21 protein-coding genes and 1 pseudogene are annotated in these 24,001 nt (G+C 70.5%); 8 read left to right on the top strand and 14 right to left on the bottom strand.

From position 1 onward, the window contains the following. Positions 1-45 precede the first annotated feature (45 nt). The 4 genes and pseudogenes from ACNYS0_RS04715 to ACNYS0_RS04700 all read left to right on the top strand — a co-directional run bounded on the left by ACNYS0_RS04715 (position 46) and on the right by ACNYS0_RS04700 (position 2,147). Positions 46-681 carry a DUF1345 domain-containing protein gene (locus tag ACNYS0_RS04715; protein ID WP_422471378.1) on the top strand — a complete coding sequence of 212 codons (636 nt, stop codon included), beginning with the start codon at positions 46-48 and terminating at the stop codon, positions 679-681. A 37-nt stretch (positions 682-718) separates the two neighbouring features. Then, positions 719-913 (top strand): annotated as a pseudogene (locus tag ACNYS0_RS04710) (MerR family DNA-binding protein); the annotation flags it as partial. A gap of 10 nt (positions 914-923) precedes the next feature. Beyond that, the gene (locus tag ACNYS0_RS04705) at positions 924-1,361 is read left to right on the top strand and encodes a VOC family protein (protein ID WP_422471377.1); all 438 of its coding nucleotides are present in this window, start codon (positions 924-926) and stop codon (positions 1,359-1,361) included. 96 nt (positions 1,362-1,457) lie between these two features. Continuing rightward, a complete protein-coding gene (locus ACNYS0_RS04700) occupies positions 1,458-2,147 on the top strand; it encodes a PepSY domain-containing protein (RefSeq protein ID WP_422471376.1) in 690 nt (229 codons plus the stop codon). 51 nt (positions 2,148-2,198) lie between these two features. Here ACNYS0_RS04700 and ACNYS0_RS04695 read toward each other — a convergent pair whose 3' ends face one another. Further along, entirely contained in the window at positions 2,199-4,277 is a 2,079-nt protein-coding gene (locus ACNYS0_RS04695; protein WP_422471375.1) for a phosphocholine-specific phospholipase C, read from the bottom strand. Between the two features lie 147 nt (positions 4,278-4,424). Continuing rightward, positions 4,425-4,958 carry a TerD family protein gene (locus tag ACNYS0_RS04690; RefSeq protein ID WP_422471374.1) on the bottom strand — a complete coding sequence of 178 codons (534 nt, stop codon included), beginning with the start codon at positions 4,956-4,958 and terminating at the stop codon, positions 4,425-4,427. Positions 4,959-5,188: 230 nt separating this feature from the next. Here ACNYS0_RS04690 and rpmF point away from each other — a divergent pair, with 230 nt between their 5' ends. Together rpmF and ACNYS0_RS04680 are read left to right on the top strand one after the other, a co-directional pair. Next, positions 5,189-5,359, top strand: coding sequence for a 50S ribosomal protein L32 (gene rpmF, locus ACNYS0_RS04685; protein WP_422471373.1), 171 nt, complete (start codon positions 5,189-5,191; stop codon positions 5,357-5,359). 6 nt (positions 5,360-5,365) lie between these two features. Continuing rightward, positions 5,366-6,550, top strand: a complete 1,185-nt coding sequence (locus ACNYS0_RS04680; RefSeq protein WP_422471372.1) for a GTP-binding protein — start codon at positions 5,366-5,368, stop codon at positions 6,548-6,550. A 73-nt stretch (positions 6,551-6,623) separates the two neighbouring features. Here ACNYS0_RS04680 and ACNYS0_RS04675 read toward each other — a convergent pair whose 3' ends face one another. The 9 genes from ACNYS0_RS04675 to ACNYS0_RS04635 form a co-directional block, all read right to left on the bottom strand. Beyond that, the gene (locus tag ACNYS0_RS04675; RefSeq protein ID WP_422471371.1) at positions 6,624-8,177 is read right to left on the bottom strand and encodes a GMC family oxidoreductase; all 1,554 of its coding nucleotides are present in this window, start codon (positions 8,175-8,177) and stop codon (positions 6,624-6,626) included. Next, positions 8,174-9,727, bottom strand: coding sequence for an APC family permease (locus ACNYS0_RS04670; RefSeq protein ID WP_422471370.1), 1,554 nt, complete (start codon positions 9,725-9,727; stop codon positions 8,174-8,176). Before ACNYS0_RS04670 ends, ACNYS0_RS04675 begins: the two co-directional genes overlap by 4 nt. Then, complete coding sequence (locus ACNYS0_RS04665; protein ID WP_422471369.1) at positions 9,724-11,190, bottom strand: aldehyde dehydrogenase family protein; 1,467 nt, start codon at positions 11,188-11,190, stop codon at positions 9,724-9,726. Before ACNYS0_RS04665 ends, ACNYS0_RS04670 begins: the two co-directional genes overlap by 4 nt. Positions 11,191-11,352: 162 nt before the next feature. Next, the gene (locus ACNYS0_RS04660) at positions 11,353-11,988 is read right to left on the bottom strand and encodes an MBL fold metallo-hydrolase (RefSeq protein ID WP_422471368.1); all 636 of its coding nucleotides are present in this window, start codon (positions 11,986-11,988) and stop codon (positions 11,353-11,355) included. Further along, complete coding sequence (locus tag ACNYS0_RS04655) at positions 11,985-13,070, bottom strand: S-(hydroxymethyl)mycothiol dehydrogenase (RefSeq protein WP_422471367.1); 1,086 nt, start codon at positions 13,068-13,070, stop codon at positions 11,985-11,987. Before ACNYS0_RS04655 ends, ACNYS0_RS04660 begins: the two co-directional genes overlap by 4 nt. Before the next feature lie 246 nt (positions 13,071-13,316). Further along, complete coding sequence (locus tag ACNYS0_RS04650) at positions 13,317-14,162, bottom strand: IclR family transcriptional regulator (RefSeq protein ID WP_422471366.1); 846 nt, start codon at positions 14,160-14,162, stop codon at positions 13,317-13,319. A 311-nt stretch (positions 14,163-14,473) separates the two neighbouring features. Continuing rightward, positions 14,474-15,145: a TetR/AcrR family transcriptional regulator gene (locus ACNYS0_RS04645; RefSeq protein WP_422471365.1), complete on the bottom strand. Its 672-nt coding sequence runs from the start codon at positions 15,143-15,145 to the stop codon at positions 14,474-14,476. A 71-nt stretch (positions 15,146-15,216) separates the two neighbouring features. Next, a complete protein-coding gene (locus tag ACNYS0_RS04640; RefSeq protein WP_422471364.1) occupies positions 15,217-15,807 on the bottom strand; it encodes an NADPH-dependent FMN reductase in 591 nt (196 codons plus the stop codon). After that, a complete protein-coding gene (locus ACNYS0_RS04635; RefSeq protein ID WP_422471363.1) occupies positions 15,804-16,928 on the bottom strand; it encodes an LLM class flavin-dependent oxidoreductase in 1,125 nt (374 codons plus the stop codon). Before ACNYS0_RS04635 ends, ACNYS0_RS04640 begins: the two co-directional genes overlap by 4 nt. A 167-nt stretch (positions 16,929-17,095) precedes the next feature. On the opposite strand from ACNYS0_RS04635, the gene ACNYS0_RS04630 reads away from it, so the two are divergent. Beyond that, on the top strand, positions 17,096-19,498 hold the full coding sequence (locus ACNYS0_RS04630) for a beta-glucosidase (protein WP_422471362.1): 2,403 nt from the start codon (positions 17,096-17,098) through the stop codon (positions 19,496-19,498). A 59-nt stretch (positions 19,499-19,557) separates the two neighbouring features. Here ACNYS0_RS04630 and ACNYS0_RS04625 read toward each other — a convergent pair whose 3' ends face one another. Genes ACNYS0_RS04625 through ACNYS0_RS04615 form a run of 3 tightly spaced genes read right to left on the bottom strand, consistent with a single transcriptional unit; the run spans position 19,558 to position 22,291 of the window. Further along, complete coding sequence (locus ACNYS0_RS04625) at positions 19,558-20,349, bottom strand: TIM barrel protein (protein WP_422471361.1); 792 nt, start codon at positions 20,347-20,349, stop codon at positions 19,558-19,560. A 2-nt stretch (positions 20,350-20,351) separates the two neighbouring features. Continuing rightward, on the bottom strand, positions 20,352-21,356 hold the full coding sequence (locus ACNYS0_RS04620; protein WP_422471360.1) for a sugar phosphate isomerase/epimerase family protein: 1,005 nt from the start codon (positions 21,354-21,356) through the stop codon (positions 20,352-20,354). Next, entirely contained in the window at positions 21,353-22,291 is a 939-nt protein-coding gene (locus ACNYS0_RS04615) for a sugar phosphate isomerase/epimerase family protein (protein WP_422471359.1), read from the bottom strand. The genes ACNYS0_RS04620 and ACNYS0_RS04615 overlap by 4 nt, the downstream gene beginning before the upstream one ends. A gap of 284 nt (positions 22,292-22,575) precedes the next feature. Between ACNYS0_RS04615 and ACNYS0_RS04610 the strand changes: the two genes are divergently transcribed. Continuing rightward, positions 22,576-23,967 carry an MFS transporter gene (locus ACNYS0_RS04610; protein ID WP_422471358.1) on the top strand — a complete coding sequence of 464 codons (1,392 nt, stop codon included), beginning with the start codon at positions 22,576-22,578 and terminating at the stop codon, positions 23,965-23,967. The last annotated feature ends 34 nt before the right edge of the window (positions 23,968-24,001 follow it).

The raw sequence follows: 24,001 nt of genomic DNA, 5'->3' as shown, positions 1-24,001 counted from the left end.
GACGCGCGGGGGCGGGGTGACACCGATCCGTCTAGGGTGCGAGCCATGAGTGCCTGGTTGCCGACGTCAGCCGTTCCTCGCCTGGCCTGCTCCGTGGGGATCGGGCTCGTGGCCGCGGTGGCCGTGGGCATCGCGGTCGGCGTGCCCCTGGGCATCCTCACCGGCATCGCGGCCGCGGAGCTGGTCTTCGTGACCACCGGCTGGCTGGTGCTCTGGCCGATGGACGCCGCCGCCACCCGCCGCGAGGCACGCCGTGAGGACTTCGCCCCCGTCACCGAGGAGTTCGCGGTGGTCGGCACCGCGCTGTGCGGCCTCGGAGCCATCGTGGTGCTGCTGCTCCTGCACGGCTCCGGCGCCCGCAACGCCGCGGCGGCTGTCGCGCTGGGCGGGGTGTTCATGGCGTGGGCGGCCCTGCACCTGATGTACGCCGCGCGCTACGCCTACCTGTACTACCAGGACACCGCGGGCGGCATCGACTTCAACTCCGAGGAGCCTCCGGCGTACCGGGACTTCTTCTACTTCAGCTACAACCTCGGCATGACCTACCAGGTGTCCGACACCAACGTCTCCAGCCCGGTGATCCGCTCCGTCGTGCTGCGGCACTGCCTCCTCTCGTACCTCTTCGGCACGAGCCTGCTGGCCACGGCCATCAACCTGGTCGCGGGCATGGTCACGGGCTGACCGTCCGCGGCCCGCCCTGCCGGTGGCGGTCGAGTCCGGCTTCTCGCTGGCGGAGATCGCCCGGCACGGCGAGGAACCGCGTGACGCGCCGGACATCGCGCAGGCCCTGTCGGCGCCGCTCAAGGAGAAGATCCGGGCCGTCGATGCCCGCATGGCCGAACTCGCCGCACTGCGGGCCGCCCTCGAGACGCGGGCCGGCGAGGGGTGCCCGTCGGAGCCGGCCGACTCGTAGCATGCGGCGCATGGCCATCAAACTTGAGAACGTCGCCATCGCCGTCCGCGATCTCGAAGCCGCGATCTCCTTCTTCACCGACCTGGGCCTCACGGTCCTCGGCCGGGACACCGTCCGCGGTGAGTGGACCGACACCGCCGTCGGCCTCGACGGCAACCACGCCAAGATCGCGATGCTCCAGACGCCGGACGGGCACGGCCGCCTCGAGCTCTTCGAGTACATCCACCCCGACGCGATCGAGACGGAGCCGACCCGCCCCAACGAGATCGGCATGCACCGCGTCGCCTTCTCGGTCGACGACATCGACGAGGCCCTGGAGACGGCGGCCAGGCACGGCTGCCACCCGCTGCGCGGCGTGGCCACCTATGAGGACATCTACAAGCTCACGTACGTGCGCGGGCCCAGCGGCATCATCGTGATGCTCGCCGAGGAGCTGAAGAAGGGCTGACGGCCGATCGGGCCAACCGTCCCGATGTCGGGATGCCGCGGGCCGGGGGGACTGCGACGATCGGCGGGCGTCCATTCCTGCTCGAAAGGCCCACCCATGCGCGCTGTACCCGTGAAGCGGAGCGACCGACGCACCCGGCGGCGGACCGTCGGCGTCGTGTGCGCCGTCGCCGCGTCGTTCGCCCTGCTGGCCGCCTGCTCGTCGGACGACGGGGGCGACACCTCCTCGGGCGGCAAGGAAAGCGAGAGCGCCGCCCCGAAGGCCGAGTCCGGTGACCCGAGCCCGTCCGGCCGGCTGAACGAGGACCAGAGCGAGCGAAAGAAGCTGCTCTCCGCGACGAAGGTCGACTGGGACAAGGCGGCCCGCACGGCGCAGAAGGAGGTCTCCGGCAGCGAGCTCCTGGAGATCGAGCTCGGCGACGACAAGCAGGGCAACCCGGAGTGGGACGCCGAGGTCGTCGCGTCGGACGGCACGGGCACCGACGTACGGATCGACGCCGTCACCGGCAAGGTGAGTGGCTCCACGACGGACAAGGACCAGGACGCGGACGACAAGAAGGAGAACGCCGACAAGCTCGCCGCGGCCAAGGTCGGCGCGACGAAGGCCGTCGGCACCGCCACGGAGCGCAAGAAGGGCAAGGTCACGTCCGTGGCCCTCGACGACTCCGACGGCGGGTCCACGACCTGGTCGGTCGACGTGGTCACGCCTGCCACCTGGGACAAGACGTCGTTCGACATCGACGCTGCCAACGGCAAGGTCCTGAACGAGCACGTCGACCAGGACTGAACCGCACGGGGGGCGGGCAGCTCGGCCGCGCCCGCCCCACCGGGGGGTGTCTCAGGTCCGGATCGCCGGGTCGCTCACGCCCGCCTGGCCGTTCTCCACATGGCCCGCGAAACGGCGCAGGAAGGTTTCGTCGGCGTCCGACACCACCGACACGTCGTACCAGCGCTTGCTCGCGCGCAGGTCAACGGTGTGCTGCACCGTGGCGCCCGGCTTGACGGTGAAGGTCTCGCTTCCCTCGCCGTAGGCGTTGCTGACGCCGAGGTGGACGGCCGCGTCCGTCGGGTTGGTCATCGTCAGCGCCAGGTTGCCGGAGTCGGCGGAATGCCGGGCGGTGACCTCGGGGGACTTGGTGGCGCCGGGGCCGCGGAAGGCGCGCAGGAACCCGTTCGGTCCGTGCACCGTGAGGTCGTACGTCCCCTTGGAGTACTCCGTGTTCCAGCTGTCGGAGACGCTCTTGCCGGCCTCCGTGGTGTACGTCCACGGTCCGTCGGTGCGCACCGGAGCGGACACGTAGAACTGGGCGCCGGTGTCGGGGCCGCCGGTGAAGGTGAGCTGGTAGCGGCCGCTCGCCGGGTCCACGGAGCCGTCCACCGCGGGGGCGTAGCGCAGCGGGCGGGAGGGGCGGCTGCCCTTCTCCTGCGTGGGAAGCGTGCCCTGGGCCGGCGGCTTGGGCACGTAGCTGTCGTGGCGCTCGTGGTCCGGCGGCTCATAGGCGTCGGTGTCGGGGAGTTCGGCCGGGTCGGTGTCCTTGAGGGAGAAGTCGAAGGCCGAGGTGAGGTCGCCGCAGATGGCGCGGCGCCAGGGGGAGATGTGCGGCTCGTGCACCCCGAAGCGGCGCTCCATGAAGCGGATGATCGAGGTGTGGTCGAAGGTCTCGGAGCACACGTAGCCGCCGGTGGACCAGGGGGAGACCACGAGCATCGGGACGCGCTGGCCGAGGCCGTAGACGCCCGCCGCGTACTTGGCACTGCCCTCGAAGACGTCGAGCGTGGTGTCCACGGTGGAGCGGCCGTCGTCCGCGGAGCGGGGCGGGTAGGGCGGCACCACGTGGTCGAAGTAGCCGTCGTTCTCGTCGTACGTGATGAACAGCGCCGTCTTGGACCAGACCTCGGGGTTCGAGGTCAGCGCGTCCAGGACCTGCGAGATGTACCAAGCACCGTAGTTCGTGGGGAAGTTGGGGTGCTCGGAGAAGGCCTCCGGGGCGGCGACGTACGACACCTTCGGCAGCTTGTCCGCCTTGACGTCGGCTCTGAGGATGTCGAAGTAGCCGTCGCCCGCCTTGGCGTTGGTGCCGGTGCGGGCCTTGTCGTAGAGCGGATCGCCGGGCTTGGCGTTGCGGTACTGGTTGAAGAAGAGCAGCGAGTTGTCGCCGTAGTTGCCGCGGTAGGCGTCGTCGATCCAGCCCCAGCCGCCGTCCGCGTCCAGGCCGTCGCCGATGTCCTGGTAGACCTTCCAGGAGACCCCGGCCTCCTCCAGGCGTTCGGCGTAGGTGGTCCAGTCGTAGCCCGCCTCCTCGTTGCCGAGCACCGGGCCGCCGTCCTTGCCGTCGTTGCCGACGTGGCCGGAGAGCATGTAGTAGCGGTTGGGGTCGGTGGCCCCGATGATCGAGCAGTGGTACGCGTCGCAGACCGTGAACCTGTCGGCGAGCGCGTAGTGGAACGGGATGTCCTGGCGGGTCAGATACGCCATCGTCCCCGTGGTCTTGGCGGCGATCCAGTCGTCGTACTTGCCGTCGTTGAAGGCCTTGTGGCCGCCGGCCCAGTCGTGGTTGAGGCCCGCGATGAACTGCATGCCGAGGTTCTCGGCGTCCGGGTGGTATGGCAGCGTCTCCTTGCCCGTGCCGTCCGCCTGGTGCCAGACCGGCTTGCCGCTGGGCAGCGTGACAGGACGGGGATCGCCGAAACCGCGGACGCCCTTCATCGCGCCGAAGTAGTGGTCGAAGGACCGGTTCTCCTGCATCAGGACGACGACGTGCTCGACGTCGTCCAGGGTGCCGGACCTGCGGGCCGCGGGGATCGCGGCGGCGCGGTCGATGGAATCGGTCAGGGCGGCGATACCGGTGGCGGCTCCAGCGGTGCCGGCGGCCGCGCCGGCGATCTGAAGGAAGCGCCGTCGATTCAGTTCTGCCATGGGTGGAAGGCCTCGTGGGGGAGAAGCGAACAGAAGTCGCCAAAGTGTTTCAAGAGGTCTGGTCCACTGGGAAGGGCGCAGGGATGTCCGGACAGTAAACCAATGGCCAAGTCCGGTGTTCGGGCCCACGAGCGCGCCCGAAACAGGTCATTCGGACCGGGCGCTGCCCATTTCGGCCGGGAAGTCCGTCGCGTCGCAGTCGAAGCCCTGGATCAGCTCGTGGAGCTTCCAGGCCTCCGAGTCGTTCCGCCGGAACTCCACGATGGTCGCCGCGGTGGAACCGGCCACCGGCGTGAAGTCCGTCTCCAGCAGGTCCGTGTACTTCTCCACGACCAGGACGCCGGCGTTCTCGATGTCGGAGAACGTGCGCGGGTCGGCGTCCTGATGGATCACCACTCCGACCACCACCCGGCTGTACGAGGGCGCCAGGCGGTCGAGTTCGAGCGCCATGACCTCGACGAAGCCGAAACCCATCCCGGTCTCGCTGTGCCGGGTCATGTTGATGGTGCCGTCGGGGGAGCGGCTGTCGTAGTGGACGACGTACGCGGGATCCCCGTAGGGATCGTCCTCGGAGTAGGTCGCGGCGACGATGTCGAGATGGCGTGGTGACTCGCCCACGGGACTGGGATCCCAGCGCAGCCTTACCTCGATCTTCTGGAGTCCCGTCGTGACGCTGCTCACCGGACGCCGCCTCTCTGCGTTGAATCAACCAGGAGCCCTTCCGCCCCCGTGCCCTCAAGTATGGCGTGCGACCAGCGGCTTGATGCTCCCTTAGCGCAATTCGCTCCGTTCCCCGGGGCCCCGGGCCCGCACGGCGGGACGATCGGGATTGAGAATGGAAGTCATTTTCATGTAGCGTCCTGTCCTGCTGTCCCCGTCCCACCCCCACCAGCGACTCCATGGAGGAACCGATGGCCGTTCCCAAGCGGAAGATGTCCCGCAGCAACACCCGACACCGCCGCGCCCAGTGGAAGGCGGCCACGCCCCGGCTCGTCCCGGTCACGGTCGACGGCGTCTCCCGGCTGGTCCCGCAGCGGCTGGTGAAGGCGTACGAGCGCGGTCTGCTGCGCCCCGAGGGCTGAGGCGACATGGCCGCCGAACGACTCCCCGTCACCGTCCTGTCCGGCTTCCTCGGAGCCGGCAAGACCACCCTGCTCAACCATGTGCTCGGCAACCGCGAAGGGCTGCGGGTCGCCGTCATCGTCAACGACATGAGCGAGGTCAACATCGACGCCGCTCTGGTGCGGGGCGGCGAGGCGGCGCTGTCCCGCACCGAGGAACGCCTCGTCGAGCTGACCAACGGCTGCATCTGCTGCACCCTGCGCGACGACCTGCTCGAGGAGGTCGACCGGCTGGCCCGGGAGGGCCGCTTCGACCATCTCCTCATCGAGTCCTCGGGAATCTCCGAACCGATGCCGGTGGCCGCCACCTTCGCGTTCGCCCGCGACGACGGCGCCACCCTCGGGGACGTCGCCCGTCTGGACACCATGGTCACGGTCGTCGACGCGGCGAACTTCCTGACCGAACTGGACAGCGGCGACGAACTGGTCGAACGGGGCCTCGACCAGTACGAGGACGACGAGCGCACCGTCAGCGACCTGCTGATGGACCAGATCGAGTTCGCCGACGTCATCGTGGTCAACAAGCTCGACCTCGTCGACGGGGCGGCGGCCGACCGACTCCGGGCGGTGCTGACCCGTCTCAACCCCGTGGCCCGGATCGTCCCGGCGGTGCACGGCCGCGTACCCGCGAGCGCCGTCCTGGGCACGGAACTCTTCGACCTCGACCGTGCCCAACAGGCCCCCGGCTGGGTCCGCGAACTCAACGGCGACCACGTCCCCGAGACCGAGGAGTACGGCATCTCCTCCACGGTCTTCCGTGCTCGACTCCCCTTCCACCCCGACCGGTTGTGGCACTTCGTGACGGAGGAACTGGACAGCGGCGCCTACGGCCGGATCCTGCGCTCGAAGGGCTTCTTCGCCCTGGCGAGCCGCCCCCATGTCACGGGACTGTGGTCACAGGCGGGATCCGTCGCCCGCTTCGAACCCTCGGCGGCCCGCGACACGGAGAGCCCCGAGGGCCAGGAACTCGTCTTCATCGGCACCCACCTCGACGCGCCCGCCCTGCACGCCGCGCTCACCGCCTGCCTCATGGCGGACGGCGAGCCCCTGCCGGCCGTCGACCCGTTCCCCGCATGGGACACCTACGGCATCGACGAGGCCTGCGAACACGAACACCCCGAACTCGTGGGCGCCCGGCCGGCCTCGTCGTGACGCCCGCCGAGCACCGACGGCCGCCCCGGCACCAGGCGGTGGAACCGGGGCGGCCGACGGTCCGGGAGGCACCTCAGCGCATCGAAGTGCGCAGCAACCGTGCGCACTTCTCGCCGATCATCATCGTCGTGATGCACGGATTGACGGTGACGAGGTCAGGCATGGCCGAACCGTCGGCGACCCGCAGGCCCTCGACGCCCTTGACGCGCAGCTGGGCGTCGAGCGGGGCGAGGGGGTCGTCGTCCGCGCCCATCTTCACCGTGCACGCGGGGTGGTAGACGGTGTTGTGCGTCTGGTGGATGTAGGCGAGCAGTTCGTCGTCGGTGCGGACCTCGGGGCCCGGTGCCAGTTCCGCGCCCTTCCAGCCGCTCAGCGCGGGCTGAGCCGCGATCTCGCGGGCCAGCTTGAGGCCGTACGTCATCACGCGCGCGTCGTGCTCGTGGGTGAAGTAGCGCGGGTCCACGCGCGGCTTGTCGCGGAAGTCGCGGGTGCGCAGACGGACCGTGCCGCGCGACTTGGCGCGGGTCACGTTGGGGGTGAGGCAGAAGGCGTTCTCGGTGGTCGGATAGCCGTGCCGGGCGGTGTTCATGTCGAACGGCACCGAACCGTAGTGGAACATCAGGTCCGGCCGGTCGAGGCCGGGCTCGGTGTCGTAGAAGATGCCCGCCTCCCACCACTGGTTCGACGTGGTGGGCATCGGCTGCTTCGCCTCCCACATGATCACGCCCTCCGGGTGGTCCTGGAGGTTCTCGCCGACGCCCGGCGCGTCCACCAGCACGTCGATCCCGAACTCCCGCAGGTGCGCGCCAGGACCGATGCCCGAGAGCATCAGCAGTTTCGGTGTGTCGATCGAGCCGCAGGAGACGATCACCTCGCGGCGGGCGCGGACCGACCTGGTGTGGATCATGTCCGGGTCGAGGTACTCGGCGCCGACGCAGCGGTTCCGCTCGAACAGCAGCTTCTTGGCGCGTACGTCGGTGCGTACGGTCAGGTTCGGGCGCTTGCCGAGGATCGGGTGGAGGTAGGCCACCGAGGACGACTGGCGGATGTTGTTCTCGTCGGAGTTGATCTGGAACCAGTTCGCGCCGCGGATCACGGTGCTGCCCGTGTTGAACGGCGTCGTCGGGATCCCGGCCTGCGCACACGCCTCGAGCAGCGCCGTGCCGCACGGGTCGTCGCCCTTGACCGTGCGCAGCTTCACCGGACCGCTGCGGCCGTGGTGGTCGCCGGGCGCGTCGTTGTTCTCCAACGTGCGGTACAGCGGGAAGAGTTCCTCCGCGCTCCAGCCCGTGCAGCCGGCCTCCGCCCAGTCGTCCAGGTCCTCGGCCGGCGCCCAGAACGCGATGCACGAGTTGTGCGAGGAGCAGCCGCCGAGCACCTTGGCGCGGGCGTGCCGCATGAAACTGTTGCCGCTGGACTGCGGCTCGACCGGATAGTCCCAGTCGTAGCCGGACTCCAACAGGCCCATCCAGCGGTCGAGTTGGAGCACGTTCGGGTCGCCGACGTCGCTCGGCCCGGCCTCCAGGACACAGACCGACACCGAGGGGTCCTCGGACAGGCGGGCCGCGACCACATTGCCGGCGGTGCCGCCGCCGACCACCACGTAATCGAAGACGTCAGTGCTCATGTGCGGTTGACCTCCAGGGGTGCTGCGGACGGTTCGGGCCGTTGGGCGGCGTGTTCGGACAGGACGCCGGTGCGGTGGCGCTGGACGAACCAGTAGTAGGCGAAGCCGCCGCCCGCGATGACGCCGATGAACAGCACGGCGCCCCAGCGCAGGTACCAGTGGTGCGGGGCGACGGCGTTGTAGACGGCGGCGCGCGGCCAGATGAGATTGAGGGTCATCGCCGCGCCCCACAAGACGGCGACGATGTTGACGGGCAGTCCCCAGCGGCCCAGCGAGAACCTGCCCTCGCCCGCCGGCTGCCACGTGCCGCGCAGCCGTGCCACCAGCATGGGGACGGTGACCAGCAGATACGCGAGGTAGATCATGACGATGCCGATGCTGGTGACCACCGTGAAGATCTGCGGCTGGCGGATGTTCACCAGCAGGATCGCGAGCGCGAGCACACCGATGATGACGGCCGGTGCCACGGGCGTCTTGAAGCGCGGGCTCACCCGGGCGAGCAGTGAGGCGGCCGGCAGGTTGTTGTCGCGGGACATCGCGAACGCGAGCCGGATCGCCGCCGTGTGCACCGCGAGCGCGCACACCGTCACCGCGATGAGCACACACCACAGCATGGCCTTCCCGGCCGTCGGGCCGAGCACGTCCAGGACGATGTACTGAAGTCCGTCCGTGGAGAGCTCGCCGCCGCGCAGCGACGAGACACTCATCAGGGCGAGCAGCAGGATGAGCCCGCCCAGGACGAACGAGGCCAGGATGGCCCGGATGATGGCACGCGGCGCGTTGCGGGACGGGTCGAGGGACTCCTCGCCCAGCGAGGCCGCCGTGTCGAAGCCGTACATGACGTACGCGGAGGCCAGCGAGGCCACCAGGAATGTCCCCAGGTAGCCGAACGAGCCGCCGCCCCCGGCGTGCGCGGTGTGCGTCACGACCTGCGGACCGCGCACGACGTGCACCGCGAACAGCACGATGAGGACGACCGTCGCGACCAGTTCCAGGAACACGCCCGCCGTGTTGATGGTCGCCATCAGCTTCACACCAAAGGCGTTCACGAGCGTGGTGAACAGGATCAGGACCGCGGCGAGAACGACCGCGTTCGTCGCGACGTCGTACGTCCCCGTGCCGTCGCCGACGAACTGGAACACCGACGAGATCTGCGGCAGCGTCAGCTGGTAGGCGAGGGACACCGCCGCGATCGACACCACCGAGGCGACCAGCATCATCCAGCCGGCGAGCCAGCCGACGTGCCCGTTGCCCACCTTCTTCGCCCAGTTGTAGATCGAGCCCGCCACCGGATAGCGCGCGGCCAGTTCGGCGAAGCACAGTGCCACCGTGAACTGTCCGGCGAACACCATCGGCCAGGACCACCAGTAGGCCGGGCCGCCGTGCGCGAAGCCGAAGTAGAACAACTGGAAGGTGCCGGTCAGGATGGAGATGTAGCTGATGCCCGCGGCGAAGGTGTGGAACGTGCCGAGGGTGCGCTTGAGTTCGGGCCGGTAGCCGAACTCGGCGAGCCCGGCGTCGTCGCTGCCCTTCTGTGGCGCCCGCGTCATGCGAACCAGCCCTGGACGGTGGGCGCGGCGGTGCGCCAGATGTGTTTGGTCTCGCGGTACTCGGCGAGCCCCGCGGGCCCCAGCTCGCGCCCGAACCCGGACTGTTTGTAGCCACCCCACTCGGCCTGCGGGACGTACGGGTGGAAGTCGTTGATCCACACCGTGCCGAGCCGCAGACCGGCCGCGACCCGCTCCGCCTTGGCTCCGTCGCTCGTCCACACGGCGCCCGCGAGGCCGTAGACCGAGTCGTTGGCGAGGCGCACGGCCTGCTCCTCGTCGCGGAACCGCTCGACGGTGAGGACCGGGCCGAACGACTCGTCCTGGACGACCGACATCCCGCTCGAACACTCGTCGAGCACGGTCGGCAGATAGTAGAAGCCGTCGTCGTACGGGGGTCCTGCCGGGCGCCCGCCGCCGCAGCGCAGCACCGCGCCCTCGTCGATGCCGCGAGCCACGTACGCCTCGACCTTCTCGCGGTGCGCCGCCGAGATCAGCGGGCCGGTCTGCGCCTGCTCGTCGAACGGGCCGCCGAGCCGGATCTCCCGGGCCCGCCGCACCACCTCGTCGACGAACCGGTCGTGCAGGGAATCCTCCACCAGGAGCCGGGTGCCGGCCGAGCACACCTGGCCCGAGTGCACGAACACGGCCGTGAGCGCCATGTCGACGGCGGCCTCGAAGTCCGCGTCCGCGAACACGATGTTGGGGTTCTTGCCCCCGAGTTCGAGCGCGACCTTCTTCACCGTGCCCGCGGCCGCCGCCATCAGCCGCCGACCGGTCGCCAGGCCGCCGGTGAACGACACCAGGTCCACGTCCGGGTGGTCGGCGAGCGGGGCCCCGGCCTCCGGGCCCGCGCCCAGGACGAGATTGGCGACGCCGTCCGGAACGCCCGCCTCGGCGAGCAGCCGGACCAGGTGCAGCGCCGTGTGCGGGGTCAGCTCGCTGGGCTTGAGGACGAAGGTGTTTCCGGCGGCCAGGGCGGGCGCCACCTTCCAACTCGTCTGCAACAGCGGGTAGTTCCACGGAGTGATCAGGGCGCAGACGCCGACCGGCTCGTGCACGACGCGGCTCTCCGAGCCCGGCACCCCGTTCTCCACCACCCGGCCCGCATCGACGGCCGCGAGCCGCCCGTAGTAGCGGAAGCAGGCGATGACGTCGTCGATGTCGTAGCCGCTCTCCACAAGGCGTTTGCCGGTGTCGAGGGACTCCGCGCGGGCCAGCTCGTCCTTGTCACGGGCGAGCAGGTCGGCGACGCGCAGCAGCAGATCGCCGCGTTCGGCGCCGGTGGTGTGCGGCCACGGACCCGCGTCGAAGGCGTGCCGGGCGGCGGTGATGGCCTCGGTGGTGTCCTTGCCGCCGGCCTCGTCGACGACCGCGACCAGCGAGCCGTCGGCGGGGCAGCGGATCTCGCGGGTGCGTTCGTCCCGCGGCGTCGTCCAGGTGCCTCCGATGAAGAGATCAGACACTCTCGGCCCCCAATTGCTCGATCGGGCAGTGGTGGATGGTGGCGGTGCGGATGGCTCCGGGGTCTTCGTCGCGGGAGGCTTTCGGGACGGTTTCGGGTACGGCGGACATGCCCCTCCTGGGACGTGGCGGGGAGATGGGTGTGCCTGGAGGTGTGGAGCGGCTCAGGACGCGGGGACGTTCGCGCGCTCGGCGTCGACGGTGGTGTCCGGGCCGTGGCCGGTGTGCACCACCGTGCGGTCCGGCAGGGTGAGCAGCCGGTCGCGGATCGACGCCGCGATCGTCGGTGCGTCGGAGTACGAGCGGCCGGTCGCGCCGGGGCCGCCGTGGAAGAGGGTGTCGCCGGTGAACACCGCGGCGAGGGACGGGGCGTGGAGGCTGCAACTGCCCCAGGTGTGGCCGGGGGTGTGCAGGACCCTCAGCTCGATGCCGGCGACCGTGAGGCGGCGGCCGTCGGCGAGCTCGCCGTCCGGCTTGCGGCGCGGGTACACCGTCTGCCACAGCTCCAGATCCGCCGGGTGCAGCAGGACGGGCGGCGAACCCACGGCGGCGGACAGCTCGGCGGCGGCGCCGATGTGGTCGTCGTGGCCGTGCGTGCACACGATCGCGGTGACCCGGCGCCCGGCGACCGCCCGGGCGACGGCGGCGGCGTCGTGGGCGGGGTCGACGACGAGCACCTCCTCGTCGTCCCCGATCAGCCATACGTTGTTGTCGACGTCGAAGGTGTCGCCGTCGAGGCTGAACGTGCCCGAGGTGACGACGCGTTGGGCGCGGGCGGACGGCGTGGCGGTGGGGGTCACAGCACCACCACCGAGCGCAGCACGTCACCGGAGCGCATCTTGGCGAAGGCCTCCTCGACCCCGTCGAGGGAGACCGTCTCGGTGACGAATCCGTTCAGGTCGAGCAGCCCGTACAGGTGCTGGTCGATCAGGACCGGGAAGTCCCGGCTGGGCAGACAGTCCCCGTACCAGGACGACTTGAGGGCGCCGCCGCGCGAGAACAGGTCGATCAGCGGGATGTCGACGCTCATCTCGGGGTCGGGCACACCGACCTGGACCAGCACACCCGCGTGGTCGCGCATGTAGAACGCCTGCTTGTACGTCTCCGGGCGGCCCACCGCGTCGACCGCGATGTCCACGCCGAAGCCGTCCGTCAGCGCCCGCACCGCCTCGATCGGGTCCATACCGGAGGAGTTGACGGTGTGTGTGGCGCCGAACCGCTCGGCCTGCGTGAGCTTCTTGTCGTCGATGTCGACGGCGATGACCTTGCGCGCGCCGTTCAGGCAGGCGCCCGCGATGGCCGCGTTGCCGACGCCGCCGCAGCCGATGACGGCCACGGTGTCACCACGCTGGACGTTGCCGGTGTTCACGACCGCGCCGTACCCGGCCATCACGCCGCAGCCGATCAGGCCCGCCGCCTCGGGGCGGGCGGTCGGGTCGACCTTCACCGCCTGTCCGGCCGCGACCAGTGTCTTCTCCGCGAACGCCCCGATGCCGAGGGCGGCGCTCAGCGGGGTGCCGTCGAGCAGGGTCATGGGCTGTGCGGCGTTGCGCGAGTCGAAGCAGTACCAGGGGCGGCCGCGGCGGCAGGAACGGCAGGCGCCGCAGGGGGCGCGCCAGGCGAGCACCACGTAATCGCCGGGTACGAGGTCGGTGACACCGTCGCCGACGGCCTCCACCGTGCCCGCGGCCTCATGGCCGAGAAGGAACGGGAACTCGTCGCCGACGGCGCCTTCGCGGTAGTGCAGATCCGTGTGGCAGACCCCGCATGCCTGAACCCTGACCAGGACTTCGCCGTGCCCGGGATCGGGCACGACGATCGTCTGCACCTCGACGGGGGCACCCTTCTTCAGGGCGACGACGGCGCGGACTTCTTGTGGCACGACCCAACTCCTCTGCGCTGACTGGCAATGAACGCCGCACGACCGCTTGTTGCGTATCGCAGGATGCATTGCGTGATGAGAGACGACCGGAGTCATACTGGGAAGGACACCAAGACGCCGTCAAGGGGCGGGAGTTAACCGACTGCAAAAAGGCCGGAACGCTCGAAACCTTCCCGACACACAAGAACGCGGAGCAGGTTTCCCCTGCTCCGCGTTCAGTGCGCCGCCCGGTCCGGGCGGGCCTCCTCAGAAGCCGTGCCCCATGCGCTGGGAGAGGTCGACGGCCGCCGCCACGGTGGACTTGGCCAGCTCCGGGAGATGTTCCTCGGTCATCCGGAAGACCGGCCCGGACACGCTGATCGCCCCGATGACCTTCCCGTCGTGCGCGCGTACCGGCGCCGACACCGCGGCGAGCCCGAGCTCCAACTCCTCGACGGCGATGGCATATCCCTGCTCCGCCACCTTCTCCAGCTCGGTCCGCAACGCCGCCGTGCGAACGGTCGTGTGCTCGGTGAAGCGGGGCAGTGTGCGGGCGAGGAGTCCCTCGCGGACCACCGGCGACAGGTGGGCGAACAGCACCTTTCCGCTGGATGTGGCGTGCAACGGCGTGCGCCTGCCGAGCCAGTTCTGCGCGGTGACGGCGGCGGCGCCGCGCGCCTGCATCACGTTGACCGCCATGTCCTCGTCGAGCACGGCGATGTTCACGGTCTCGCCCAGCTCGTCGGCGAGGTCACGGCAGACCGGTGCGCCCTCCTGGGAGATGTCCAGGCGGACCGCCGCGGCCCCGGCGAGCCGCAGCATCCCCGCCGCCAGGAAGTACTTGCCGCGGTCCTTGGTCTGCCCGACGAGGCCCCGGTTCTCCAGGACGCCGAGCAGCCGGAACGCCGTGGACTTGTGGACGCCGAGATCGTCGGCGATCTCGGTGACGCCGGCCTCACCGTGCCGGGCGAGGATCTCCAGTACGCTCACCGCCCGATCCACCGACTGGACCGAGCTTGCCGGGCCCTTGGCCGGCTTGTCCGTGCCGGGGGCGCCCGGCGCGTCCGACGTGCCCGATGTGCCCGTTCCCACCTGCGGTTGCTTGCGGGTCATAGCTCAACTCTCACCACCTCGCGACCTGTTGTCGGGTCGCATCTTCGAGCTGCCCTTGACGTGAACGGGCACCCGACCGGATTCTGTTGCGTAATGCGCTCCCCCGTGCGCCATGTAGAACAACACGTTACCGAAGAGTTCCCGGTCAAGAGGGGGGCCCGCTGTTCCGGTCCACCGCCTTGAAGACCTCCCCGAGCCGGAGGGCCGTCTGGTCGGATGCCCGCTCCCGGTGGCTTCATTCGATCTCCGGCATGCGGCAGCCTCCAGGGCCCGGAGAAAGCCGGGTCCTGGAGGCGAAGTGGGGGTGGGGCTCAGGCGCCGTGGTCGTCCTTGCACCGCAGGAACGCGAGCGTCATGGCGCCCAGGTCCTCGATCAGGGTCGGCAGGTCACTGCCCTCCGCCGCCTCGGGGGCCACGTCGAGCGCCAGTGCGCGGGCGAGCGCGGCGTAGACGGTGGTGAAGCAGGAGCCGACCGCGCGGACCGGGTCGGGATGCTCGATCTCGTCGCGGCGCGAGAGGACGAGGTCGACGAAGCGGTCGCGGGCGTCCATGTAGCCGGCCTTGCCCACCTTGGCGACCGCCGGGTCGACGGCACCCCGCTGGAGAAAGGCGCCCAGCGTCTTGCCCTGCTGTTCGAGCACCCCGGCGAAGTCCGCGATCAGCTGCGGCACGAGCTCGGCGAGACCGGCTCCTGCCCAGCGCTCGGGGTCGGTCATCCTGCGGTGGTCCGCGAGCAGCCCCTCCTGGAAGCGGGCCTGTGCGGCGCGCAGCAGGTCGTCCTTGCCGTCGACCCGGGTGTAGATCGAGCCCACCGACACGCCGGAACGACGGCTGACCTCGGTGAGGGCGAAGCCCGAGTAGCCCTTCTCGGCGAGCAGGCCGAGGGTCGTGTCGAGGACCAGGTCGAAGGAGCGCTGGCTCCGCTCCTGCTTGGGGGCGCGGATGCCGCCGGTCTTCGATGTCGGCTGTGACGGTGTGGGCATTCACCAAGTCTATGCAGTCCGGTCTCCCTCCAGGGCCGAGCGGCCCCGGAGGCGGCCGCGCCGTACGCGGCTCAGGCCGCGCACACCCTCCGTGTCGGCGCCGCCGTGCGCTCGGCGAATCCGTGGACCTGGTCCCCGAGCAGGGACAGCTGCGCCGCCGCGGCCGGGTCCGCGCACGCGCCGTCCGGCGTGAAGAGCCGGCCCTGCCCCGAGTTGAGCGTGACGCCGAGCGGAGTGGGCCAGCCGCGCATGGCGTGCACGACGTTGCGCAGCGCGCCGAGCGTGGTGCCGCACGCCTGCCAGCCGGCGGCCGTCACCACGAGCCCGACCGCGCGCCCGTCGAAGTACACCCGCTCGTCGTCGCGGAGGTCCTCCAGGAGGTCGAGGGCGTTCTTGACCAGGCCCGAGATGCCGCCGTGATAGCCGGGGGAGCCGATGACCAGGCCGTCCGCCCGGCGCACCGCGTCGACCAGGCGGCGCTGCTCGTCGGTGCGCTCGGGACGCTCGGGCGCGTAGTGGGGGAGCGAGGCGAGGAAGTCGCCGCCGAAGTGCACGGTGCGGGCGCCTCGTTCCTCGGTCGCGGCCAGCGCGGCGCGCACGGCGAGTTCGCTGCTGGAGCCGGATCGGGTGGTGCCGCCGATGCCGACGATCAGATGGCTCATCGCTCGCTCCCCGCAGGGGTCTTCGTACGGAAGCGGGGCATGACCTCGCTTGCGAACAGGTTCATGGACTGCCGGGTCAGGGCGTAGCGCTCGGGCGTGAGAGGGCCGTTGGTGAAGCCCATGAGGACGTTCCCGACGCCCAACTCCTCGTAGTGGCGCAGCTGTTCGGCGACCGTGTCCGGGCTGCCGTACAGGCACCAGGTGCGGATCCACTCCTCGCTCAGCGCGTTCGGCGCCTGCGCGGAGGTGAGGTCGACACCGCTGATCTCCTCGGCGCGCTTGTTGTACGCGTACTCGCGGTCGATGGCCTCCTGGTACGCGGCGAGGATGACCTCCAGTTCGATGCGCGCCTGTTCGTCGGTCTCGGCGACGTGGACGCACTGGTAGGAGTGGGTGGTCCAGGACATGCAGTCGTCGATCACCTGCTGGGGGTGGCCCGAGGCGGCCATCGCCGAGCGGTAGGCGTCGAGGTACTTCTGGAAGGCCGTCGAGGGTTCACCGCTCGCGGGGATCGGCGGGACGAAGGCGGGGATGAACGCGGGCCAGCCGTACTTCGCGGCCCGCGCCGTGCTGGCCTCGCGCATCGCGACGCTCATCAGGCGGCGCCGCTCGCTGTAGGGGGCCGGGACGATGCGCTGGACGACGGCACCCTTGTACGGACCGTGCTCGAACCGGATCGGGTCGTCGTCGATCTTCTTGGCCCACAGCCGCTGGACCAGCTCCACCTGAGCGTCCATCAGGCCCTTGGAGTCCTGGAAGTCGACGCCGAAGCCGATGGTCTCCTCGGGCGTCGTGCCGGATCCGATGCCGACGAGGAGCTTGCCCTTGGTGAGGTGGTCAAGGAGGTTGACGCGCTCGGCGAAGCGGACCGGGTGGTGCAGCGGCAGCGTCGTCACGGAGAAGCCGTAGTGCACGTTCTTGGTCCGCGCGGCCAGGTGCGCGGCGAAGAGGAAGGGGTCGCAGGACATCGGTGCGTAGCCCGTGAAGTGGTGGTCGGGCAGGAACACCGCGTCGAAGCCGAGCCGGTCGGCCTCCAGGGCGTGCTGGGCGAGGGTTTCGATGACGTACGCGTCGTCGGACGGGCTCATGGAGCGGCCGACGAGGAAGGCGGAGAAGCGCACGGAGGGACCTCCCGTTAGGAATCCGGTGCGGAGAAGGCGCGGAGACAAGTGGCGGCGTCGGTAGAGAATCAGAATTGCGATTCTGAAAGTAGATGCGAGGTGCCCGCGCGTCAAGGTAGCTTGAAGCGAAATCAATCTTCTGATTCTGAGATTTCTGAGGTGGGGTCATGGATCGACGCACGCAGCCACCCGCATCGCCCGCCGCACTCACCGCGGGGGAGACCGGCTGGAGCACGGTGGCCGAACCCGCCCTGGGGCTAAGGCCGTTGCACCTGGTCGACGGCCCGCTCGGACTCGTCAGCCCGGCCTTCGACGAGCGGGACACCGCACTGCTGCTCCCCAGCGGCATCGCCCTCGGCGCCACTTGGGACGAGGACAGGGTGCGCACGGTCGCGGCGGCGCAGGCGTCCGAGGCCCGCAGGCGCGGATACGACGCCGTGTACGCCCCGAACCTGAACCTGGCGCGAACCGGCCTGTCCGGACGGACCTTCGAGATGCTGTCCGAGGACCCGCACCTCGCCGGTGTGCTCGGCGCGGCCTGCGTCGAAGGGCTCCAGGGGCAGGGTGTGGCGGCCGTGCCCAAGCACCTGGTGTGCAACGACACCGAGACCGCACGCCAGAGGATGAGCGCCGACATCGGCGAGGTCGCGCTGCGCGAGGTGTATCTGCGCCCCTTCGAACTGGCCGTGCGGGCGGGGGCCTGGGGGCTGATGGCCGCCTACAACCGGCTCAACGGCGTTCCGTGCACGGCCCACGCCGACCTCCTCGCGATCGTGAAGGGGGAGTGGGGCTTCGACGGGCTCGTCGTCTCCGACTACTTCGCGCTCCAGGACACGCTCGGCCCCGCGCTCGCCGGTCTCGACCTGGAGATGCCGGGACCGGCGATCCACTTCGGTGACCGCCTCGGCGAGGCCGTGGCGCGCGGAGACGTCCCGCGGGAGCGCCTCGACGACGCGGTGGAGCGGCTGCTGCGCCTCGCGCGCCGCGTCGGCGCCGTCGAGGGCACGGCGCGCCAAGTGGCGGATCCTGGCGCCTACGTGGAGCCGGACGTGGCCGAGGACGCCCTGGTCGACGCGGCGGCCGCGGCCTTCGTCCTGGCCCGCGACGAGGGCGAGCTGCTGCCCCTCGACACGGGGGCGATCCGCCGCCTCGCCGTCATCGGGCCCAATGCCGACCGCCCCTGCTATCAGGGAGCCACGTTCGGCCGGATCCGCCCGGTGCGCGAGCCGGCCACCCCGCTCCAGGCGCTCCGGGAACGCTTCGGCCCGCACTGCGGGATCATCCATGAACGCGGGGTCGACACGACACCGCCCGCCTCCCTCGGCGCCTTCCGCGTCACCACCCCCGACGGGCGCCCCGGCGTGCAGCTCGAGCATGTACGGGGCGGGCGCACGGTCCTGACGGAGATCAGGGCCGACAGTGCGTTCATCTGGTTCGGCGAGGTGCCCGGCGCGGGGCCGACCGCCGAGCCGGGGGTGCTGCGTCTGACGGCCATGCTCACGCCCGACAGCGACGGGGCGTGGATGCTCGGCGCCGGGGGCTCCGGGACGACCGTGCTCTCCGTCGACGGGACCGTCGTCGCCGAGCGGAAGGCCCCCGCGCCGCAGGACGTGATGGGTCAGGTGGCGCGCGCCGAGACGGCCACCGCGCGGGTCGAGCTGCGCGCCGGGGAACCGGTGACCGTCATGGTCGAGATGGCTTCGCAGGAGGGGGCCCGCGTGCAGGCGCTGACGGTCACCTGCGCACCACCGGCCAGGCCCGGGGCCCTCGAACGCGCGCGGCGGGCCGCCGTCGGGGCCGACGCGGTCGTGCTGGTGGTCGGCGACGAACTGGAGACCTCGCGCGAGAGCAAGGATCTGGACTCCTCCGAACTCCCCGCGGCACAGGGCGCGTTGATCGATGCCGTGGCCGCCGTGAACCCTCGTACCGTCGTCGTCGTCAACGCCGGGCGACCGGTCCACGCTCCGTGGGCGGACGACGTGGCGGCGGTCGTCCAGGGCTGGTTCGCCGGGCAGGGCTTCGGCACGGCGCTCGCGCGCGTGCTCGCGGGCGACGCCGAACCGGGCGGCCGCATGCCCGTCACCGTCCCGCACGGCGACGCCGACCGGTCCACGCACGGTGAGCGGCTCGACGCCGACCTGCGCCGCGACTACGACGCCGCCGAGCCGACGGGCTACCGACACCTCGCCCGCACGGGAACCAAGGCCCGCTTCCCGTTCGGCTCCGGACGCGGCTACACGACCTGGCGCTTCGGCGAGGCGGCGCTGCGCCGCAGCGGAGCGCGCTGGGCCGTGCGCCTGGAGGTCACCAACACCGGCCGGCGGCGCGGGCGCGAGGTCGTACAGGTCTACGTCCGCGCTCCTGGCGAGGTGGATCCGCGGCTCGCCGGATTCGCGGGGGTGCGCCTCGACGCGGGCGCGAGCACCGAGACCGAGGTGCTCCTCGACGACCGCGCCTGGGAGCGCTGGGACACGCAGGCCCCAGGGTGGGCCGTGCCCGAAGGCCGGCATGAGGTGTTCGTCGGCCGGTCCGTGGAGGAGATCGTGCAGGTGCTCGTCCACGAGGTGTAGGAGCAGGGCGAAGGGGAGGCCCCGGGCGGGCGCCTCCCCTTCGTGTGTCGGCGAAGTCCTCAGAGCGAGCGCACGATGTCCTCGATGGCCCGCAGGCCGGACCGGGTGTCGGTCGTCGGCAGGTACTCGAGCCCGACCGGCCCCGTGTACCCGAGCCGCTTCAGCGCACCCAACTGCGCTCCCCAGTCGACGGATCCGCTGCCCGGCTCGCCGCGGTCCGGCAGATCGGCGATCTGGATGTGCGAGACGAGGTCGATGGTCCCGGCCCCGGCCAGCTCCTCCTGTGGCACCTCGCCCATCTGTAGCGAGTGGTACGCGTCGTAGAGCAGGGCGAGGCCGGGGGAGCCGACCTCGCGGACGGCGGCCAGGCACTCGGCGGTCGTGTCGAAGAGGGTGCCGGGGTGGTCGACGCGGGTGTTGAGGTTCTCCAGGAGGATCGACACACCGTGCGCGGCGGCGATCTCGGCACCTGCCTTGAGCGCGTCGACGACGATGCCGTGCTGCACGGCGCGCTTCATGTACGGCAGGCCGACACCCGAACCGGTCACGATCCGGGTGCAGTTGAGGCGGGCGGCCGTCTCGGACGCCGCGCGTACGTGGTCGAGGAACGCGGTGTGCGTGGCGGCGTCCGCGAGGGTGAGACGGCCCTCGATCAGCAGGGTGTGCAGGGACGAGCCGGTGGCGTCGAGGGCCTTCTGGAGACCGGCCAGGTCCTTGTCGCTGTGCGACCAGATCTCGATGGTGTCGATGCCGTGGTCGGCCGCGGCGCGGATGCGGTCGCCGAGGTCGTCGCCCGCCTCGCGGAAGAGGAGTTCGACGTTGACGGAGAGCGGCAGGGTGGGCGATGACATGGTCACTCCTGTGTGGCGGTGGCGGTGGCGGTGGCGGTGGCGGGGGAGTGGAACAGGCGTTGCGCGTACCAGCCGTTGAGCATGGCGCTGCGCGCCGGGTTCGGGGTCTGCTCGCTCTCGAAGACGGCCCAGCCCGTCCAGGAGCGCTCCCGCAGCCGGCGCGCGAGGGCCGGGAAGTCGACGAGCCCGCCGGGGGTGCCGCACTCGTGGAACCAGCGGTCGATGCCGCGCGCGCCGCCCTCGGACAGCATGCTGAACTCGGCGTGCGGGGCGAGGCGTTCGCCGGATTCGTCGACGTGCCGGGTGTCCTTGAGGTGGAGGTGATCGACGCGTGTGGGGTGGGTGTCGAAGAGCCGCACCGGGTCGATTCCGGCGACGGTGAGTTCGGCGGTGTCGAGGGTGAGGCCCACCAGTGCGGGGTCGGTCTCGTCGAGCAGCGCGCCGAGGGTCTTCTCGTCGGCCGCGGCGCTGAGGCAGTCCACGTGGAGGGAGAGGCGTACGCCGGTCCCGGCGAGTGCCGCGCCGACCGTGTTCCAGCACTCCGCGGCCACCCCGATGTCCTCGGCGGACAGCGGCCGGTCGAGCGATCCGGCGGACGGCAGCGCCCGCACCACGAGGCGGCTGCCCCCGGCCTCGGCCAGGAACCGGGCGAACGGCAGCAGTGACGTGGCGATGTCGTTGTGCTGGGCCCGGTCCAGGACGCTGCGGCCGCGGCTGAGTTCCTCGTCGACGGGCTCGCCCGGGTCCACGTACCAGCTGCTCACGCCCTCCAGACCGGTGCCGCGCACCATGGCGAGGAACGCGGCGGTGGAGCCGTAGGTGGCCGCGATGGACGCCGGGCGGCCGAGCGGGTCCCAGCGGCCGGTGCCGCCGCGCAGTTCGACACCGGTGAAACCGCAGGCGGCGAGGACCTTGAGGGCGCGCTCGTGCTGTTCGGGGCGGGTGAAGTCGTCGAAGTTCGGCTTCCACTGGTTGATGGCGTAGGCGCGGCGGACCGAGGCGCTCATGCGTAGATCTCCGAAAGGACGTTGCGGGCGTACCACATGGACAGGGCGGTGGCCTCGGCGTAGTCACCGCCGATGTTGACCTTGTCGTGCTCGACCGTGATCCACCCCTCGTAGCCGACGTCCTTGATGGCCCGCATCAGGCGCGGGAAGTCGACGAGGCCGCCCTCCGTGCCCATCTCGTGGAACCACTGGGCGGTCTGCGGCGCCATCAGCTCGGCGTCCGGACCGTGCTCGTACGCGCCCGTGGTGTCTCGCTGGCGGGTGTCCTTGAAGTGGAAGCCGGAGCAGCGCTCGTGCAGATCCATGAAGAGGGCGACCGGGTCGATGCCGGCGATGCAGTGCTGCGCGGTGTCGCAGAAGAACGACACGTAGCGCGGGTCGGTGAACTCGTAGAACCTGCGGATGTCGTCCTCGGTGCGGATCGCGCAGAAGAACTCGTGGTGGCAGGTGGTACGGACGCCGAACTCGGTGAGTGTCATCTCGCCGACCCGGTTCCAGCACTCGGCCGCGGCCTTGATCTTGTCGTCGGTGACCGGGGCGGTGTCCTTGTAGAGGCTCGCGGGCATCACGATGAGGCTCTCGATGTCGAGGCTCTCCCACATGCCGAGCATCCGGCGGGTGCTGGTGACGATCTCGTCGTGGGTCTCGCGCACGTGCGCGTCGGCGACCCGGGGGTCGTACATGATGCCGCGGAAGAGGTTGACGATCTTCTCGATGCCGTGGTCGCGCAGATGGCGCTGGTACTTCTCGACGGAGCCGAACATGCCGGACAGCGCGTAGACCTGGAAGTCGAACATGTCCAGGCCCTCGAAGCCCACGGCGCTGATCTGCTTGACGAAGTCGTCCATGTGCCGGCGGGCGGCGTACTGGGTGACCGGGCCGCGCGGGCTGTCCGTGCGCCAGTGGTCCATATAGCTCCAGCGGAGCGCGTTCATGGGATCAACTCCAGGGGGAGGGGCGGTGGTTCGGTGACGATGGCCGCTCGCCCGATTGAAACAGAATCCTGATTTCGTTTCTAGGGGTGCGGCCGCGGGCGCGGTGTGCCGGGCGGGGAACCCGCAGGCCGCAGGGGCAGGCCGGCAGGGGTATCCATGGGACGAATAAACGAAATCTGAATTTTGAATTTACTTTGTCTTGTGCGGGCCGCACCGGTCGTGTGCTCTGTCTCTCCAAGGTGCCGCGACGTGGTGGCACAGTGCGCGCGAAGGGGCGGAGCACGTTGGACATCACCAGTAAGGCGATCGAGCAACAGGCGGCCCAGCAACCGGAGTTCCGGATCGGGTGGCGGGAGAAGCTCGGCTACGGAGCCGGCGACCTCGCCTCCAACCTCTCCTGGAATCTCGTCGGCGGATTCCTGCTCTACTACTACACCGACGTCGCCCGGGTGCCGGTCGCGGCGCTCGGCACCCTCTTCCTCGTGGCCCGGCTGCTGGACGCCGTGGTCGACCCGGCCATCGGCGTCCTCGTGGACCGCACCAGGACCCGCTGGGGCAAGGCCCGTCCGTACCTGGTCTTCGCGTCGGTGCCCTTCGGGGTCATCGGCGTCCTGGCCTTCATGGTCCCGGACATCGGCGACGGCGGAAAACTCGTCTACGCCTTCGTCACCTATCTGACGCTGGGTCTGCTCTTCTCCCTGGTCAACGTCCCCTACAGCTCGCTGCTCCCGATGATGACGCGGGACTCGCACGAGCGGATGCAGATGGGCGGCCTGCGGGCGGTCGGCAGTTCCGTCGGATCCATCATCGTCACGGCGAGCACGACGCCCTTCGTGGCCTGGCTCGGCGCGGGCGACGAGCAGCGGGGCTGGACGCTCGCCACCATCATCTACAGCGTGCTGAGCGTGGCCTTCTTCGTGGTCACCTTCCTGAGCTGCAAGGAGCGCTACGCCCTGCCCGCGGAGTCCGAGAGGATCTCTCCGCGCACCGCGCTGCGGACACTGTGTCGCAACCGCCCCTGGGTGGTCACCTTCGTCTACGGGATCCTCAACTTCGTACGGCTCTCGCTGGTCCTCGGTGTGACCGTGTACTTCGCGCTCGCCGTCCTGCACGCGCCCTGGGCGATCTCGGTGCTGCTTCCGCTGGTCTCCGGCACGATGATCGTCGGCGGGCTCGTGGCGCCGCCGTACTACCGGCGCTTCGGGAAGCGCCGGGGCAACCTCCAGGCCCTCACCGTGGGCGGGGTCGCCTGGGCCGCGATGTATCCGGCCGAGGGGCACCTCGCCGTGTTCCTCGGGTTCTACATCGTCGCGACCTTCGCCATCGGCGTGTCCATGGTGTCGATGTTCACGATGGTCGCGGACACCGTCGAGTTCCAGCAGTGGCGGTTCGGCACGCGCAACGAAGGGCTCCTGTCCTCCGGTGTCAGCTTCGCCACCAAGGTGGGCTCCGCCATCGGCTCGGCGGCCGTCGCGTACGGACTCGCCCTGGCCGACTACCAGCCGGGGCAGGCGAGCGGCACCGCGCTCACCGCGATCCGCGTGATGTTCTACGGCCTCCCGCTGCTGTTGGTGGCTGCGCAGGCCGTGACGATGTCCTTCTGGGACCTGGACGGGAGGCACGAGCGGATGCGCGCCGAGATCGACGCCCGGGCGGGCGGGCCGCGCGCCCGATAGGGCCCAACAGGTGGGTGTGCGGCGTCCGTTGAGA

Source organism: Streptomyces anthophorae (assembly GCF_049310305.1).
Taxonomy (GTDB): domain Bacteria; phylum Actinomycetota; class Actinomycetes; order Streptomycetales; family Streptomycetaceae; genus Streptomyces.
This window is presented reverse-complemented; position numbering and strand designations above follow the sequence as displayed.

Bases quoted from the DNA above. Each gene is read 5' to 3' on its own strand.
- ACNYS0_RS04650 (WP_422471366.1), bottom strand. From the start codon at position 14,162: ATGACCCGCAAGCAACCGCAGGTGGGAACGGGCACATCGGGCACGTCG.
- ACNYS0_RS04640 (WP_422471364.1), bottom strand. From the start codon at position 15,807: ATGAGCCATCTGATCGTCGGCATCGGCGGCACCACCCGATCCGGCTCC.
- rpmF (WP_422471373.1), top strand. From the start codon at position 5,189: ATGGCCGTTCCCAAGCGGAAGATGTCCCGCAGCAACACCCGACACCGC.
- ACNYS0_RS04680 (WP_422471372.1), top strand. From the start codon at position 5,366: ATGGCCGCCGAACGACTCCCCGTCACCGTCCTGTCCGGCTTCCTCGGA.
- ACNYS0_RS04620 (WP_422471360.1), bottom strand. From the start codon at position 21,356: ATGAGCGCCTCGGTCCGCCGCGCCTACGCCATCAACCAGTGGAAGCCG.
- ACNYS0_RS04695 (WP_422471375.1), bottom strand. From the start codon at position 4,277: ATGGCAGAACTGAATCGACGGCGCTTCCTTCAGATCGCCGGCGCGGCC.
- ACNYS0_RS04700 (WP_422471376.1), top strand. From the start codon at position 1,458: ATGCGCGCTGTACCCGTGAAGCGGAGCGACCGACGCACCCGGCGGCGG.
- ACNYS0_RS04670 (WP_422471370.1), bottom strand. From the start codon at position 9,727: ATGACGCGGGCGCCACAGAAGGGCAGCGACGACGCCGGGCTCGCCGAG.
- ACNYS0_RS04715 (WP_422471378.1), top strand. From the start codon at position 46: ATGAGTGCCTGGTTGCCGACGTCAGCCGTTCCTCGCCTGGCCTGCTCC.
- ACNYS0_RS04630 (WP_422471362.1), top strand. From the start codon at position 17,096: ATGGATCGACGCACGCAGCCACCCGCATCGCCCGCCGCACTCACCGCG.
- ACNYS0_RS04615 (WP_422471359.1), bottom strand. From the start codon at position 22,291: ATGAACGCGCTCCGCTGGAGCTATATGGACCACTGGCGCACGGACAGC.
- ACNYS0_RS04625 (WP_422471361.1), bottom strand. From the start codon at position 20,349: ATGTCATCGCCCACCCTGCCGCTCTCCGTCAACGTCGAACTCCTCTTC.
- ACNYS0_RS04675 (WP_422471371.1), bottom strand. From the start codon at position 8,177: ATGAGCACTGACGTCTTCGATTACGTGGTGGTCGGCGGCGGCACCGCC.
- ACNYS0_RS04705 (WP_422471377.1), top strand. From the start codon at position 924: ATGGCCATCAAACTTGAGAACGTCGCCATCGCCGTCCGCGATCTCGAA.
- ACNYS0_RS04645 (WP_422471365.1), bottom strand. From the start codon at position 15,145: ATGCCCACACCGTCACAGCCGACATCGAAGACCGGCGGCATCCGCGCC.